The organism is Moorella glycerini, assembly GCF_009735625.1.
Taxonomy (GTDB): domain Bacteria; phylum Bacillota; class DSM-521; order Neomoorellales; family Neomoorellaceae; genus Neomoorella; species Neomoorella glycerini.
Window position 1 is genome coordinate 892,890 of record NZ_CP046244.1, and the last position, 14,688, is coordinate 907,577.

General features: G+C 52.9%; 12 protein-coding genes and 2 pseudogenes. 7 read left to right on the forward strand and 7 right to left on the reverse strand.

The features are described 5' to 3' along the window. Positions 1 to 44: 44 nt before the first annotated feature. Together MGLY_RS04260 and MGLY_RS04265 are read right to left on the reverse strand one after the other, a co-directional pair. Entirely contained in the window at positions 45 to 401 is a 357-nt protein-coding gene (locus tag MGLY_RS04260) for a cupin domain-containing protein (RefSeq protein ID WP_156272049.1), read from the reverse strand. A gap of 19 nt (positions 402 to 420) precedes the next feature. Beyond that, positions 421 to 1,185 carry a creatininase family protein gene (locus MGLY_RS04265; protein WP_156272051.1) on the reverse strand — a complete coding sequence of 255 codons (765 nt, stop codon included), beginning with the start codon at positions 1,183 to 1,185 and terminating at the stop codon, positions 421 to 423. Positions 1,186 to 1,441: 256 nt separating this feature from the next. Here MGLY_RS04265 and MGLY_RS04270 point away from each other — a divergent pair, with 256 nt between their 5' ends. Then, entirely contained in the window at positions 1,442 to 1,732 is a 291-nt protein-coding gene (locus tag MGLY_RS04270) for a nucleotidyltransferase family protein (RefSeq protein ID WP_211662073.1), read from the forward strand. A gap of 135 nt (positions 1,733 to 1,867) precedes the next feature. Here the strand turns inward: MGLY_RS04270 and MGLY_RS04275 are convergent. Beyond that, positions 1,868 to 3,114: pseudogene (locus tag MGLY_RS04275) on the reverse strand (IS110 family RNA-guided transposase). Positions 3,115 to 3,490: 376 nt separating this feature from the next. Here MGLY_RS04275 and MGLY_RS18730 point away from each other — a divergent pair. Further along, a complete protein-coding gene (locus tag MGLY_RS18730; RefSeq protein WP_156272055.1) occupies positions 3,491 to 3,889 on the forward strand; it encodes a hypothetical protein in 399 nt (132 codons plus the stop codon). Here MGLY_RS18730 and MGLY_RS04285 read toward each other — a convergent pair. After that, positions 3,860 to 5,290 carry an ISLre2 family transposase gene (locus tag MGLY_RS04285; protein ID WP_156272057.1) on the reverse strand — a complete coding sequence of 477 codons (1,431 nt, stop codon included), beginning with the start codon at positions 5,288 to 5,290 and terminating at the stop codon, positions 3,860 to 3,862. The two genes, MGLY_RS18730 and MGLY_RS04285, sit on opposite strands and share 30 nt — an antisense overlap. 107 nt (positions 5,291 to 5,397) lie before the next feature. Between MGLY_RS04285 and MGLY_RS04290 the strand changes: the two are divergent. The 4 genes and pseudogenes from MGLY_RS04290 to MGLY_RS04305 all read left to right on the forward strand — a co-directional run. Continuing rightward, positions 5,398 to 6,498 (forward strand): annotated as a pseudogene (locus tag MGLY_RS04290) (IS110 family RNA-guided transposase); the annotation flags it as partial. Between the two features lie 497 nt (positions 6,499 to 6,995). Further along, on the forward strand, positions 6,996 to 7,415 hold the full coding sequence (hepT, locus tag MGLY_RS04295) for a type VII toxin-antitoxin system HepT family RNase toxin (protein WP_156272061.1): 420 nt from the start codon (positions 6,996 to 6,998) through the stop codon (positions 7,413 to 7,415). Beyond that, a complete protein-coding gene (locus MGLY_RS04300) occupies positions 7,372 to 7,617 on the forward strand; it encodes a hypothetical protein (protein ID WP_156272063.1) in 246 nt (81 codons plus the stop codon). Before hepT ends, MGLY_RS04300 begins: the two co-directional genes overlap by 44 nt. Next, positions 7,607 to 8,344, forward strand: a complete 738-nt coding sequence (locus MGLY_RS04305) for a sulfite exporter TauE/SafE family protein (RefSeq protein WP_156272065.1) — start codon at positions 7,607 to 7,609, stop codon at positions 8,342 to 8,344. The genes MGLY_RS04300 and MGLY_RS04305 overlap by 11 nt, the downstream gene beginning before the upstream one ends. A gap of 121 nt (positions 8,345 to 8,465) precedes the next feature. Here MGLY_RS04305 and MGLY_RS04310 read toward each other — a convergent pair whose 3' ends face one another. Then, positions 8,466 to 9,773, reverse strand: a complete 1,308-nt coding sequence (locus tag MGLY_RS04310) for a pyrimidine-nucleoside phosphorylase (RefSeq protein ID WP_156272066.1) — start codon at positions 9,771 to 9,773, stop codon at positions 8,466 to 8,468. A 471-nt stretch (positions 9,774 to 10,244) separates the two neighbouring features. Here MGLY_RS04310 and MGLY_RS04315 point away from each other — a divergent pair, with 471 nt between their 5' ends. Then, positions 10,245 to 11,927, forward strand: coding sequence for an IS1634 family transposase (locus MGLY_RS04315; protein WP_422880108.1), 1,683 nt, complete (start codon positions 10,245 to 10,247; stop codon positions 11,925 to 11,927). Between the two features lie 202 nt (positions 11,928 to 12,129). On the opposite strand, the gene MGLY_RS04320 is transcribed toward MGLY_RS04315, so the two are convergent. Together MGLY_RS04320 and MGLY_RS04325 are read right to left on the reverse strand one after the other, a co-directional pair. Then, positions 12,130 to 12,714, reverse strand: coding sequence for an indolepyruvate oxidoreductase subunit beta (locus MGLY_RS04320; protein WP_156272070.1), 585 nt, complete (start codon positions 12,712 to 12,714; stop codon positions 12,130 to 12,132). Beyond that, the gene (locus MGLY_RS04325; protein ID WP_170290916.1) at positions 12,707 to 14,656 is read right to left on the reverse strand and encodes a thiamine pyrophosphate-dependent enzyme; all 1,950 of its coding nucleotides are present in this window, start codon (positions 14,654 to 14,656) and stop codon (positions 12,707 to 12,709) included. Before MGLY_RS04325 ends, MGLY_RS04320 begins: the two co-directional genes overlap by 8 nt. Between the last annotated feature and the right edge of the window lie 32 nt (positions 14,657 to 14,688).

Consider the following 14,688-nt stretch of genomic DNA (forward strand, 5'->3'; position numbering starts at 1 on the left):
GTTTAACCCCTCTCCTTTTAGATAATTAATTTGAAAGATAAAATTTAAGGAATCGCCACCGCTGCCGCCGGAAAAAAACAGAGTATACGCAAATCCCCAGCCCCCGGATTTATAATCCGGTGCCCGGCTTTTATTGGTATAACAATGAGATCGCCCGGAGTGATATCAATTACTTCACCATCAACCCACGCTTTCCCCTCCCCATCTAGTACATAAATTACTTCTTCAAAATCATCATGGACATGGGGCTGCCTTGCCCCACCCTGGTCTTCAGCATAGATCTCGACAAGACGACAGGTAACACCCGTAGCCCCGGTAGTTTTTGCCGAGACCAGTTCCGCCACCCTTCGCCCCGCTGCCGGTTGAAAAACGGCCTGTTTGAGGTTAACCCTGGTAACCACTGGCTTTCATCCTTCCATGTTACGTATCCAGACGTTTAAAAACTTCTTGCACTGCCTGTATGATTTCTGAGCTTACGCGCTCTACCAGTTCCTGCGCCTTCTTTTCATTGACAATGCTCAGGTCACCGTACCAGCCGGTAGGCGCTATCTGCCGGATGTCAGCAAGCAGGGGGTAAACCGACCTTGAACGCCGCAGGGCGTCCATTTCCCTGGCTGCCTGGTAAGGGGAAGGGTTGGTAGCCAGCTCCAGCCTTACCAGCTCAGGCCGGTAAGCCAGTACCGGGAGGGCTTCTAAAGCCCCGGCGTGAGTTAATTCGGCTTCCTCCTGGTAAAGCTGGGCAGCAATATAACAGGCCTGGGCCACCACACATCGGACGTCATACTGTTGCTGGAGCTGGGAGGCAGCATAATTAATGGCCGCGGTATTGCCTTCATGCCAGTTCAAGATAAGAATGCGTTTCGCCCCGTGTTTGATTACGCTGGCGGCGACATCCATCAAAAGGTTTATATATGTTTCCTGCCGCAGAGTTAAAGTACCGACAAAAGAGGCATGAAAGGGGGTAACGCCGGCATGGCTAAAAGGGAGCAGGAGGCCATCCAGCCCTGCAGCTACCTGCCGGGCAATAACCATAATGGCGTAATGGTCCGTACCGCAGGGCAGGTGCGGACCATGTTGTTCCACGCTACCGGCAGGGATAATTGCCAGGCGAGAGCGTTTAAGGATTGCTTCGGCCTCCGGCTGGGTTATTTCCAGGAGGTAATGATTGTCTTCCCGGCTCTTCAATTGCTCCACCTCGATAATTGATGATCTATGATAGATGATATATTCTGCGTCAATTTTGATATTCCTGCTTTGGTAGTCGATTTTTTTTATTTATTTTCGGCGATAAAATAAATTGAGTGGTTTGCCCAAAAATCGTTTAACTTTATCCCACCTTTCTCCCTTTGATAACTGCTGGGATCCCATGAAGCCCTCAAAAGCAAATTGCTATTCCACCGTTTCTCTGTTAAAATGAGGCTGAAAGTTTCTGGAATAGCAGGTGCAAAGTAAGGTCATGATAGCGAAAGCAACATTAAAGCGCCTCGAAAAAATAAAACCCGTTTTACAAAAGTACGGGGTTGACGTGGCCTACCTTTTTGGCTCCAGGACTGATGGTACTGCTTATGCCGATAGTGACTATGACTTCGCTGTTTTATTTAAAAGTTATAACCACCAGTACCATAATATCACTCTGGCTATATCTATCCAGCTAGAACTAGAAGAAAAGCTCCACGCCCCGGTAGATATACTTTTTTACAAAAAGTACCAGTCGTCCTGGGTTTTGAAATAATTAACACGAAAATAACCTAACAAATGATCTTCATCAAGTAAATAACCCTACCAGGCAGGGCGTAAAAAGGCAATAATAAGCTAGCAGATGCATGAACTTGCATCAGCCAGGTTAATCCTTTTTGAGGGTATAGTGTTAAACGACCTGGGCGACTTCCCTTACCTCGAGTCCCAGCTTCCGGGCCTCAGCAATAATTTTCTTGATCCGAAACCTTTCTTGCTTTTGTTTGGCTTTCTCAAATGCAGTCTCGTCGTAGTCTGTACCGTTTTTTAGTAAGTTGTAAATGATTACCAGGAGCTTTCTGGCTAAAGCGATAAGGGCTTTCTTGGCCCCGCGGCGTTGCTTGACCTTCCAGTACCAGGACGATAAATAGCTGTCGCGTACCCGGGTGATGGACCAGGCAACTTCGCAAAGAATTCGCTTTAGATAGGTGTTACCGTGGGTGGTGCGAGTGGACTTTTTTTTCCTGCACTTTCATTATTGCCGGGGCTTAAGCCCGCCCAGGAACAGATATGTTCCGCAGTTTTAAAGCGGCTCATATCGATGCCAATTTCCGCCAGAATAGCGGCGGCAGCGGTTTTGTCAATCCCCGGGATGCCGTCCAGTTGTTCCAGTTGTCTTTGGTATTGATTAAGTTTTTCCTCCAGCTTTTGCTCTACCAATCGAAGATGCTCGTAGTGCTGATCCAGCCAGCCCAGCAAAAGCTTGAGGAACTCCCTTTGGTGAACATCCATTTTGCCATTGACAGCCTGCTTGATTTCCTGAAGCTTACTCTTGGCACGACCCTTTACCAAAGTCTCTACTTCCCGGGCGGATATCTTCCCGTGACGGCAAAGGTGATCCATAATCGCCCGGCCCGATACCCCGAAGATATCGGTGAGGAAGGTGGAGAGCTTGAAACCGCAGCTTTGTAAGTGCTTTTCGATGCGGTTCTTTTGCGACGCAATCTCTTCGATAATACTTTTGCGGTACCGGGTTAGATTACGGAGTTCCCGGATAGGTTTGGAGGGGATAAAACTTCCTTCCAACAATCCGGCGCGTAAAAGGGTAGCTATCCATTCAGCGTCCTTCATGTCAGTCTTTTTACCGGGAACGTTTTTCATGTGCCGGGCGTTGGCAACAATCAAAACCATACTGCCGTCAAAGGCTTCTTCCAGGACGTTATATACAGGCTGCCAATAAACCCCGGTGCTTTCCATGGCCACATGGCGGCAGTTCTCTGCTTCCAGCCAGGCTTTCAGTTCATCAAGCCCGGGCAGAAGGGTGGAAAAGGTGCGGATGGTTTTTGTCGGTTCCTCGCCAATATTGCCTTTTAATAGGCAGGCAACCACGGTATCTTTATGGACGTCCAAACCACAGCAGGTTTCCAAGATGTCTTGCATAAGAACTCCTCCTGCTTCATTGGATTTCAGGGATGATTGCCCGAGAAAGTAAGAAGTTTAACACCCGTGCTGTTCCCAAGTCCTTAAGAACAAGGGGCGACAATTGGCTGTGCTCAAAGGCAATCAGGTTAGGTTAGTACTCGAGGTTATACCATCAAAATGTACTCAACCTTTGTCCCTGATAAGTCCAATGTAGCAGAAAATCAGATGTTTGTAATCACTTCTTTCTATTTTCATGATTGGTTGTGCCTTCCAGGCATGGCCGGTTAGTAAGCATTCCTGTAATGAATTAAGGTAGGTGTTGCCAATAAAAAAGCCTCCTGGTAAAAAAATAATAGACCAAAACAAACAAACCCACCAGGAGGCGAGAAACCGAATGAATGAAGTGCAAAAGAAATTACTGGTCCATGGAGAAGTGATAATTGTCGGGATCGACGTAGCCAAGCACAATCACTGGGCACGGATCTATAACCAAATCGAACTGGATGTGGTCAAACCCTTCAAGTTTCATAATAGCAAAGAAGGCTATTATCGTCTAGTGGCAAAAATGGAAGGTACGTGTCAAGATGTAGTAGGCAAAAAGAGACCTCACATAAAAATCCCATATATATCCAACACCTTTTCCGGCTCCGGAGTATTGTGCAGTAATTCTCTGCGCCTGTCAAGGTTAAAGCCTGCGGCCGCCTACGGCGACCTTGACAGGCTTCGCGAATTACTGCCTGCTCTAATTAAGCCGGAAAAGGGGTTAGAATATAGCTCCACTAATTCTTGTTAGTTGCCTCAAGGTATATTTAACCCAATCTGTTCCCGCCTCAGGGCCAACAAGGGCTGGTACTCTCTTCCTTAACCATGCTTCTACGTCTTCTTTAACTATCTTCTTTTCTTTTATTACTTTAACGGGATTCTTTTCTACTTGTGGCATCTTCTTTTCTAGCCATGCGGCTAATTCTCCATTGGCTTTGAGCATAAGTAATGCTACCATGGCCGTTGCTCCTGCTTCGCTCCAGCTCATTCCCCTCTTTTTCATGCGAATGGCTATTTTTTTGTCTACTGTTGTTTCGGCTACGCCCATCCCGTATAACTTTAGCCCTTCCAGTTGTCGTGGTAACCGCAAGCGGTAATCTAACAGGTTATCGCGATATCTTTGACAGTAGTCATATACTTTTTGGCGTTGTTGCTTGTTTTTGCGGTTCGGTGCTTCTTCTATGAGTGCTTCCATGGTGTCCAAAAAGACCTGCTCTTGACCTTTGGCTAAAATCTCCATTAATCCTCGCGCTGTTTCGTTCCCATAAGCCTGCCTTATATCCCGGTGGAGGTGGTAGCGGTCCAATTGTACAATGGCTCCTGGTAACTGTTCTTTGGCTGTCTTCTGGATCCAGCTGGCTCCGTCGCCATTGACCACATATATTGTTTTTTCGTCTATCTCGTAGTACCTGGCTATTTCCGTGGTGAGGGCTTCCCAAAATTGTTCTCCATCTTCATAGATGCCCATTACTACCCGCGGGTTCTTGAGATGCCGGGCATTCCCTTTTTCTATCCACCCTTCGTATACTATTCCTACTTTTACTTCTATCCGCTCTTGCTTGCTCCTTTGCAGGGGAATCATTATGCCATCGGCTTCGATAAATAGTGCCGGTACTTTTTTCTTTTTGCCTTGGGGCTCTTCCCCGCTCACGAATAGCTTGTTGCGCAGGGCTTCTTGCAGTCCTTTTTGTTCCAGTCCATTTCGTTTTACTTCGCTATGGATGGTCATATGGCTTAATTGGCCCATCCCTGCTTCGGCCATTATTTCCGCTGCCTGCCTGAAGGGTAACCGGGTTGCCAGCGATACGGCTAATTTGAGCAGTCTTCCTGTCAGGCGCTTTCCTTGGCGTAAGTTCAGGGCTTCGTCTAACAGAAACCTTCCCTCGCCTCTTTTCTTTTTGCGCGTCGCTTTGACATATAGTCGGCGCTTAAAGGTTATATCCCCGTACAGGCAGGTGATTGTGCGGTAGCGGAAGCCAGCTATCCTATATCTCTTGGGTTTTGCTGGCATAAGGGCATCATCCAGGGCTTCCAGTACGGCTACCAATAATCGCCTGGCTATTTGCAGGATAACTTCTTCTAGAGTGTTGAAATTCTCGATACCATCTAATAAACTAAAGATGGTAGCGGTACTGGTATTACCGTTTACCATAAAGAGACCTCACTCCTTTTACGGTGTTTTTCTTCTTGTGAGGTCTCTTTTCTCTTTTTTGCTCCTTTTTCCTCCTGCCTACTGTAATTTTACACTAACAAATGGAAGAAGCCAAAGAAAAAGCCAGGGCAACAAAAGTAGTAATCGGCATGGAGCCCACCGGCCACTACTGGAAACCCTTAGCATGGTTTCTCCAGGAGCAGGGTTATACAGTAGTGATAGTCAATCCCTATCACGTCAAAAGGCGGAAAGAGGAAGTAGATAACTCCCCCACCAAGAACGACCGAAAAGACGCCGGGATAATAGCCAAAGTAGTCAAGGACGGGAATTTCCTCCACTGCCTTTTGCCCAAAGGAAAATATGCCGAACTAAGGAACCTGACCGTAACCCGGCGGCAGCAACGCCGGAAACTAAACAGCGCCTTAAACCAACTCCAGGCCATCCTGGACGAATACTTCCCCGAGCTGGGGCAAGTATTCAAAAACCTGTTAGGCAAAGCAGCCCAATGGGTCTTAAGGAACTGTCCCTTCCCCAGGTTAATATTAGCCTATAAACTCGAAGAATTAGCCACTGCATTAAAAGAAGCCAGTAACCACCGGGTAGGGATGAAAAGAGCCCAGGCCCTCTACCAGACGGCCCAGGGGTCCATAGGAGTAACCGAAGGATTAACCGGAGCCCAACACAAGCTAAACGCCTGCCTGGACGAAATAGCCTTTTACCAGAAGCAAATCGAGCAAACAGAAGCAGCCATGGCCGATATTTTGGCAGGAATAGATATCGCAGGCAATTTATTAAGCATCCCCGGTATAGGCCTGGTAACAGTAGCCGGCTTTTTAGGCGAAATAGGCGATCCCCAAAATTACGAGCACTGGAAGCAAATCCAAAAACTCGCCGGACTGAACTTAAGCGAACAAAGTTCCGGGCAGAAGAACGGGCAAAGCAAAATATCCAAACGCGGGCGAGCCGAATTAAGGAACCTGTTATACCAAGCCAGTCTAACTCTAGTAGCCAAGAACCGTGAATTTAAAGCGTTGTACCACTACTTCCTGACCAGGCGGGAAAACCCCTTAAAGAAAAAGCAGGCCTTAATAGCCATAGCCGTAAAATTGCTACGGGTGATGTACGGCCTGGCCAGGAAGAAAGAAAACTACGACTCTGACAAAGTGTTAGGCGACTATCGCCGCGCCCAATTACAGCAAGCAGCTTAAGTAAAAACCCAAACACAAGGTAAAAAGTCTTGGGTGGGGGAAGCCATATCATCTCCATAAGGGCATAGACCCTGCTTGTAAGTACTGGCACAACCCACCCGCCCTCAAAAGGCCGAACGAAGGAATGAAACAGGGCATAGACCCCGGGAGACATGATAGGGTAGCCGAGGGCAAGAAGTGGTGAGGGTAACTGCCCAAGACTTAAAGATTAAACCATCGTCTTGTTGTTGTGGACGATGATGGAGGCTTAGTCTGCCCTTTTGGACTTCATCATAAAAAATGAAAATCTAAGAGAGCAGGAGATTTAACGAGCTAGAAGCAAATTATTGAGATAGGGGATTGTCTTCTATTCAATAGATGAGGATTTCCGTACTGACATAGAAGACCGGATAATGCGGGACTATCTTGATTTTAAGCAAGAAATCAACTTCTATGAGCGGGAAGTTGAGGAGGCGATCAGACAAGGTGCCTTCTTCAATCAACCTTAGACTTATCTATTGGCTTTAACAAAAGAAGAGTTTATAGCCAATAACGATAACTTTGCCATCGCCGAGCACCATCTGCGCCGAGCTCTAGAAGCGCTCCTGGATATTGGCCGGCATATTATAGCTAAAAAAGGATTGGGCCGGCCGGAAGATTATAAAAGCATCATTACCTTGTTGGGAAAAAACGGCGTTATCCCCATGGAATTTATGCTAAAGATCCAAGGCATGGCTGGCTATCGTAATCGCCTGGTGCACGGTTATGCCGATGTTACTGCTGAAGAAATCTATGATCTCCTTAAAGAGAGGCTGGCTGATTTTGCGGAATTTGTGTATTACATACTTGACTACCTGAACAAAGAGAACGTAGTTCAGAAAGGTGGGACCGGTGATGACACCAAAAATTGCTCCCGAACTCCATCCCCAGGCAATTAATTGGGAAACTTACAAAGAAGCAGTCCCTGAGAAAATAGAGTTAATTGGAGGCTTCCTTTGCGGCGGTCCTGCAGATCATGATGCCAGGGAGAAACTTTTAAGGGCACTCTTGATTAATGTTGGCCTGGAGCGAGCGATCAAACTGGCGCCAAAGGAAAAATGGGAAGCAGCCCTACGGGAGATGACCCGTTATGCCCGGTAGCATTGCCGTCTGGCTGGCAGCGGCTGTCATAGTCTGCCTGGCCGCCGCTTTACAGGGAATAACCGGCTTCGGTTTTGCCCTGATTTCAGTACCTCTTTTGCTCCTGATCTACGACCCCCATACCGCTGTGGGTATTAATATTATTATTTCCTTCGTTTCCCTCTCTCTGTTGACTTTGCGCGTCCGTAAGGCTGTTTTACTACCGGTGGTGAAAAACCTTTTCCTGGGCAGTATCCTAGGGATTCCCCTGGGGGCTTACGTTTTCCTGCATTTTGACGTACAGCAGCTCAAGTTTATCATCGGTATTGTCACCGCTCTGTGTAGCCTGCTGCTCTTGAGCGGCATGACGGTGAAAAATGCCGCCGGTTGCTTCTGGGAAAGGATTGCGGGCAGCATCTCCGGTTTCCTGACGGGGAGCATCGGTATGCCCGGACCGCCAATTATCCTTTTCCTGAGCAACCTGCAGCTACCCAAAGACCGCTTCCGGGCCACAACGGCCGCCTACTTTACCCTGGTCTACCCGTCCAGCCTTCTTCTTTTAACCCTCCTGGGGGCCATCGACGGTCACATCACCCTGACGGCCGTCTCTTTGATCCCCTTTGCCATCCTGGGCGGCCAAGTGGGTTGCCGCCTATTTTCCCTGGTGCCTCAGGCGCAGTTCCAGCGCAGCGTGCCTCTGCTGGTCCTGGGAACGGCTATCTACATCGTGATAACCACGCTGCCATGAGGTCTGGTGCAATGTAACTTCTTGATTTTTCCCAAAAACCTTCGGGGGAACCAGGGGTCAATGATATATACCCCACTCTCTTCTTGGCGAAGTCAATCTATCGTTACCCCCGGGCAGGTGCTTAATCACCTATTATCTCATACACCAGCGGCTGGGGGGCCGGCGGCTCTGCTGCCAGGGTATAGGCCGCCAGGAATCTTTCCCTGGCCGCCTCCAGGTTGGTCCGGTCGTTGACGTGGAAGACGGCCAGGGGCTCGCCAGCGCTAACATAATCTCCCCGGCGCTTTTTAAGTTCAATACCTACCGCCGGGTCAACGGGGCTTTCCTTGGTGACCCGCCCGGCTCCCAGGAGCATGGCCGCCTCGCCTACCAGGCGGGCCTGGACGGTGCTGATGTAACCGCTGGCCGGTGCGGCTACCGTCACCTGATCGGCCGCCCTAGGCAGGAATTCCGGCCGGTCCACCACTGCCGGGTCGCCGCCCTGGGCGGCAATAAACTGCCGGAATTTATCCAGCCCCTGGCCTCCGGCCAGCAAGGTTTCCAGGCGCCGGCGGCCTTCCTGGCTGCTCCCGGCGGCACCGGCAAGCAAAAGCATCTGGCTGCCCAGGGTGAGGCACACCTCCCGCAGTTCCCGCGGCCCGCCGTCGGATAATACGGCAATAGCTTCTCTTACTTCCAGGGCATTGCCTACCATCATCCCCAGGGGCTCATCCATATTGGTAATTACGGCTACCGCCCGTCGGCCCATCTCCCGTCCCAGGGCCACCATAAGCCGGGCCAGTTCCCGGGCCGAAGCCAGGTCGGGCATAAAGGCGCCGCTGCCAACCTTGACATCGAGAACTATGGCCTCAGCGCCGGCGGCGATTTTTTTGCTCATGACACTGCTGGCAATGAGGGGCCTGCTCTCTACCGTTGCCGTTACATCCCGCAGGGCATAGAGTTTGCCGTCAGCCGGCACCAGGTTCCCCGTCTGGGCCGTAATGGCCAGCCCGATTTCCTTCACCTGCCGGACCATCTCCTCCCGGGAGAGCTGCACCCGGAAGCCGGGAATGGCCTCCAGCTTGTCAATGGTACCGCCGGTGTGGCCCAGGCCCCGGCCGGACATCTTCACCACCGGTACCCCGGCAGCCGCTACCAAGGGTGCCAGGACCAGCGTAGTTGTATCGGCTACACCGCCGGTGCTGTGCTTGTCGACCTTCACCCCGGGGATAGAACTCCAGTCAAGCTGCTCCCCCGAGGCCACCATGGCCCGGGTGAGGGCCGCCGTCTCTTCCTGATCCAGGCCGCGGAAATAGACGGCCATTAGGAAGGCCGCCATCTGGTAGTCGGGGATTGTCCCGGCCGTATAACCCTGAATCATGGCCTCAATTTCCGCCGGCGCCAGGGCCTGGCCCTCCCGCTTGCGGCGGATTAAGTCAAGCATCTGCATAATTATGTAAACCTCCCCTAATAATCGATTTTTCCTTACAGCCAGTAATAAAAAAGCCGCTGGTAAACTACTGGCGGCTTACCACATGGAAATGCCAGGATATACTCTTGCAAGCATTATACCTTGCCGGCTTAGCCTGGGCAAGGTGTGATGCAGGTAGCCATGGAGGTGTTTATTGCCACCAAACCCATATGGCACGTTAGGCGTCCCGGCCCGGCAATCGGGTCACGACCCAACGTCTACAATAGCAAATGGGGCAGTCTTCTAACCGCGTCATAGATCCCCTGGGACGGCTTCAGGAACACCCGAGTTCGACAGTTGCTAGGCAAAAATGACTGCTTTTCAGATGAAGAACCCTTATAAATCAACGTTTCCCGATCTTGGGAGAGCTCAAAAATCAAAAATCACATAGGCACACGATTTCGGGATTAAAACTTGATGGTAATGTAGTACATGCGCTATAATATAGACATGTACATAAGAACTATTTCCCGCAAAAACAAGGACGGCTCTGTTGTCCGTTATATCCAGCTTGCCCACAACGTCTGGGACCCCAAGGCCGGCTACCCGAAAGCCAAAGTACTCTTCAACTTCGGCCGCGAAGAGGATGTAGACCGGGAAGCCCTGGTCCGCCTGGTAAAGAGTATTACGCGTTTTTTGGGACCGGAAGAGGCTTTACGCACCCAGGCAGAGTTAAACGGCAGCGCTCCCCTAACTTTTGTCTCCAGCCGGCCTATAGGTGGCGCCTGGGTGTTAAACGAGCTCTGGAACCAGCTGGGTATCAACCGCGTTTTAGCCGGGCTGCTGGCCAAACGTAAGTTCCAGGCGCCGGTAGAACGAGCCATCTTCGCTATGGTAGCCAACCGGGCTTTGAACCCGGCCAGTAAACTTAAGACCGAGGATTGGGTCAGCCACGATGTTTTCATTCCCGGCCTCCCGGACGTGCCGGTGCAAAACCTTTACCGAGCCATGGACTTCTTACTGGAGGCTGCTGAAGAACTGCAAAAGGATATCTTCTTCTCCGTGGCCCACCTCTTCAACCTGGAAGTCGATCTCCTGTACTTCGATACCACCTCCACCTACTTTGAAGTGGAAGAGGAGGATAATCCGGAGGACCATAAGCAGCACCTTCGGCGTAAAGGCAACTCCAAGGACCACCGGCCGGATTTACCCCAGGTGGTAATCGGCCTGGCTGTCACCAGGGAGGGCCTGCCGGTACGCTGCTGGGTCTGGCCGGGTAACACCGCCGACATGGCGGTAATCGAGCAAGTCAAAAAGGACCTGGTGGGCTGGCAACTGGGCCGGGTCATTACTGTTGTCGACCGCGGTTTTGCTTCGGAAGACAACCTTCGTTACCTCCAGCGCGCCGGCGGCCACTACATTGCCGGCGAAAAGATGCGCAGCGGCAAGGATACGGTGGCAGAGGCCCTTGCCCGGCCGGGCCGTTACAAAACTGTCAAGGATAACCTTGAAGTTAAAGAAGTTATCGTCGGCGACGGCGAAAAAAGGGTACGATATATCCTGGTACGTAACCCTAAAGAAGCAGAAAAAGACAGACTGGAGCGGGAGAAAATCCTGGCCCGCCTCAAGGAAGAATTAGCGGCCATTGGGGACCTCAAAGGCGAACCCCATACTAAAGCCTGCTGCCAGCTCATTGCCCATCCCACTTATGGCCGCTATCTCAAGACCGACAAGAAGGGACAACCCTATATCGATGCGGCCAGGGTGAAAGCTGAAGAGAAGCTGGACGGCAAATACCTTTTAAGAACCTCGGACGATACCATAAGTGCTGAAGACGTGGCCCTCGGCTACAAGCAACTGCTTGAGGTAGAGGATGCCTTCCGCACCATGAAGCAGTCCTTAGAGCTGCGGCCGGTCTATCATCGCCTGAGCGACCGCATCCATGCTCACGTCCTCCTGTGCTGGCTGGGACTGCTCCTAATCCGGGTAGCTGAAACGAAAGTGCAGGATAGCTGGCGGAACATCCGCCAGACCCTGGAACGCATGCACCTGGGCGAATTTGTTGGTCCTGAGGGCAGGGTACTCCAAAGGACGGAAACAACCCCGCCACAGCAGCATATCTTCAAGACCCTTGGGATAAAGGAACCGCCGCAAATAATCGCGGTCGAAACAAAGGCCAGAAAGGGTCCCTAGTAACACGCGCCCAAAAAGCCGATCCCTGAAACCCTTGCGCAACAAGCTGTTGCGCTTATTATTCACCTAGCAACTGTCGAACTCGGGGAACAGGGAGGCAAAAAATAAATGCCTACTAAAAATCCATGGCACTCCAGATCTAACACTAAAGGTCATACCTACCGGGATAACCTGGGAGGTATGACCTTTTTATTTTAGTATGTTACCCGTTCTGGTCCCAGCCAAGGTAAAAGGCCTTCCTGTTAACCTCTAAAAACCGCCCCGGTACTGAGACCGCCAGGGCCTCTTCCCAGGCCTCCCGGCTGATGGGCAACCGCCGCGCCAGGGCGCCCATGAGGACCATATTGGCGCTCTTCACGTTCCCGGCCCGGCGGGCCAGTTCCAGGGCGTCCAGGGCCAGCATATTGTTAACCAGCCGGCCCATCTCTCCCACCAGGTCCTCCGGGTAGGTGCCCGCCCCGGTGAGGACGGGGAGAGGCGGCATCTCCTGGTCGTTGACAATGAGCCAGCCGTCCAACTTTAAGTAAGGCAGCCAGCGGCGTGCCTCCAGTTTCTCAAAGGCCACCAGGAAGTCGGCCGTACCCGGGGCCATGACCGGGGCATAGACGCGGGGACCAAAGCGTACCTGGGTCACCACGCTGCCGCCGCGCTGGGCCATGCCGTGGATGTCGGAAACCTTGACCTCGCCCCCCAGGGAAAGGGCGGCCAGGGAGAGAACGCGGCCAGCGAGGATCGTCCCCTGGCCACCGACGCCCACCAGCAGGACGTTAATCACGCCGTTACTCATCTTCTTCACCCGCCTTCCTGATGGCCTCACCAGGGCAAATCTGGGTGCAGAGGCCGCAGCCGTTGCACTGGACCGGATCAATGACTGCCTGCTGCTCCTTAAAGGACAGGGCCGGGCAGCCCAGTTCCAGGCAGTACCGGCATCCCAGGCAGTTTCCCTTATCTACTATATAGACTGCTTCTTTCTCCTTATTCAAAAGGGCGCAGGGACGGCGGGCGATAATTACCGAAGGTCCGGCTGCCGCCGTTTCTTCGCGGATAGCCTTTTCCACCGCCTCCAGGTCGTAGCTATCGACCACCTGCACCCGCTGCACCCCCAGGGCCCGGGCGATTTGCTTCAGGTCCGCTTTGGGGGCCGGCCGCTGGGCGGCGGTATAACCGGTACCCGGGTGATCCTGGTGCCCCGTCATGGCCGTGGTACCATTGTCTAAAATAATCAAGGTGCCGTTGCTGCCATTATAAACCATGTCCAGGAGGCCGGTCATTCCTGAGTGCAGGAAGGTGGAATCCCCGATAACCGCCACCACCCGGCGGGCAAACTCCGGGCCCCGGGCCTTCTCCAGGCCCATGGCCACACCCAGGCTGGCCCCCATGCAGATACAGGTATCCATGGCCTGCAGGGGCGGTGTAGCTCCCAGGGTATAGCAGCCGATGTCGCCGGCCACCACCAGCCCGAGCTTCTTCAGGACGTAAAAGACGCCGCGGTGGGGGCAGCCCGGGCACATGAGGGGCGGCCGGCCGGGGAGATCGGCAGCGGCCGGGAACCCGGTCAGGGTAGCCGCCGGCGCGGCTGCACCTCCCTGGCCGGAGGCGGCCGCTACCTCCTCACCCGCTGCAGCCGTCGCGGTCCCTTGTTCCCGCACCCCCTCTGCCTCTCCTGGTGCTAAAACCGTGCTGCCTGCGGCTGGATTCCCGGCAGCGGTCATCGCGGGTAAAGCTACTGCGGCCAGGTCGGGGCAAACCAGCTCGGGAGCCACGGCTGCCACCCGGGCGCCTACCGTCCGGGCAACAATGAGGCTACTCAACTCATCCACCCGGGGTACCAGTTCCTTGCCAGTTACGGGCAGGCCCAAGGCGCGGATTTGATCTTCCAGGAAGGGTTCCAGTTCTTCCACCACATAGCAGGTTTCCACCGCCCTTACAAAATCGCGAATCAGCTTCTCCGGGAAAGGATAGGTTAAGCCCAGTTTCAATATCGAAACCCCGGGCAAAGCCTCTTTGACGTACTGGTAAGAAATACCCGCGGTAATGACGCCGGCGCGCCGGTCGGCCCATTCCACCCGGTTCAGGGGTGTAGTTTCCGCATAGGCAGCCAGTTTGAGACGCCTTTCTTCCACCACCCGATGGCGCACCTTGCCAAAGGCCGGTAGCATGACGTACTTGGCGGGCTGTTTGACATAATCCTTCAGCGGCACTTCCCGGCGCTGGCCCAGTTCCACCAGGCTGTAAGAATGGGCAATCCGGGTGGTCAGGCGCAGCATGACCGGGGTATCAAATTCCTCGCTAAGACTAAAGGCCAGCATGGTCATATCCTTAACTTCCTGGCTGTCGGCCGGCTCCAGGCAGGGGATCTGGGCCAAACGGGCGTAAAAACGGTTGTCCTGCTCGTTCTGGGAGCTAAAAAGCCCCGGGTCGTCGGCCGATACAAGGACCAGGCCGGCGTTAACGCCGGTGTAAGCCAGGGTCATCAGGGGATCGGCGGCCACATTGACGCCCACGTGTTTCATGGCTGCCAGAGACCTGGCACCGCCTATGGCCGCGCCGATGGCCACCTCCAGGGCCACTTTCTCGTTGGGGGCCCACTCGGCATAAACTTCCGGGTAACGGGCCAGGGCTTCGATGATCTCCGTACTCGGCGTCCCCGGGTAGGCAGCGGCCACCCGCACCCCGGCTTCCCAGGCGCCCCGGGCCAGGGCATGGTTACCGATTAACAGTTCCCGCACACTTCCACCTCTTCCCACACTGCAGACCCGCC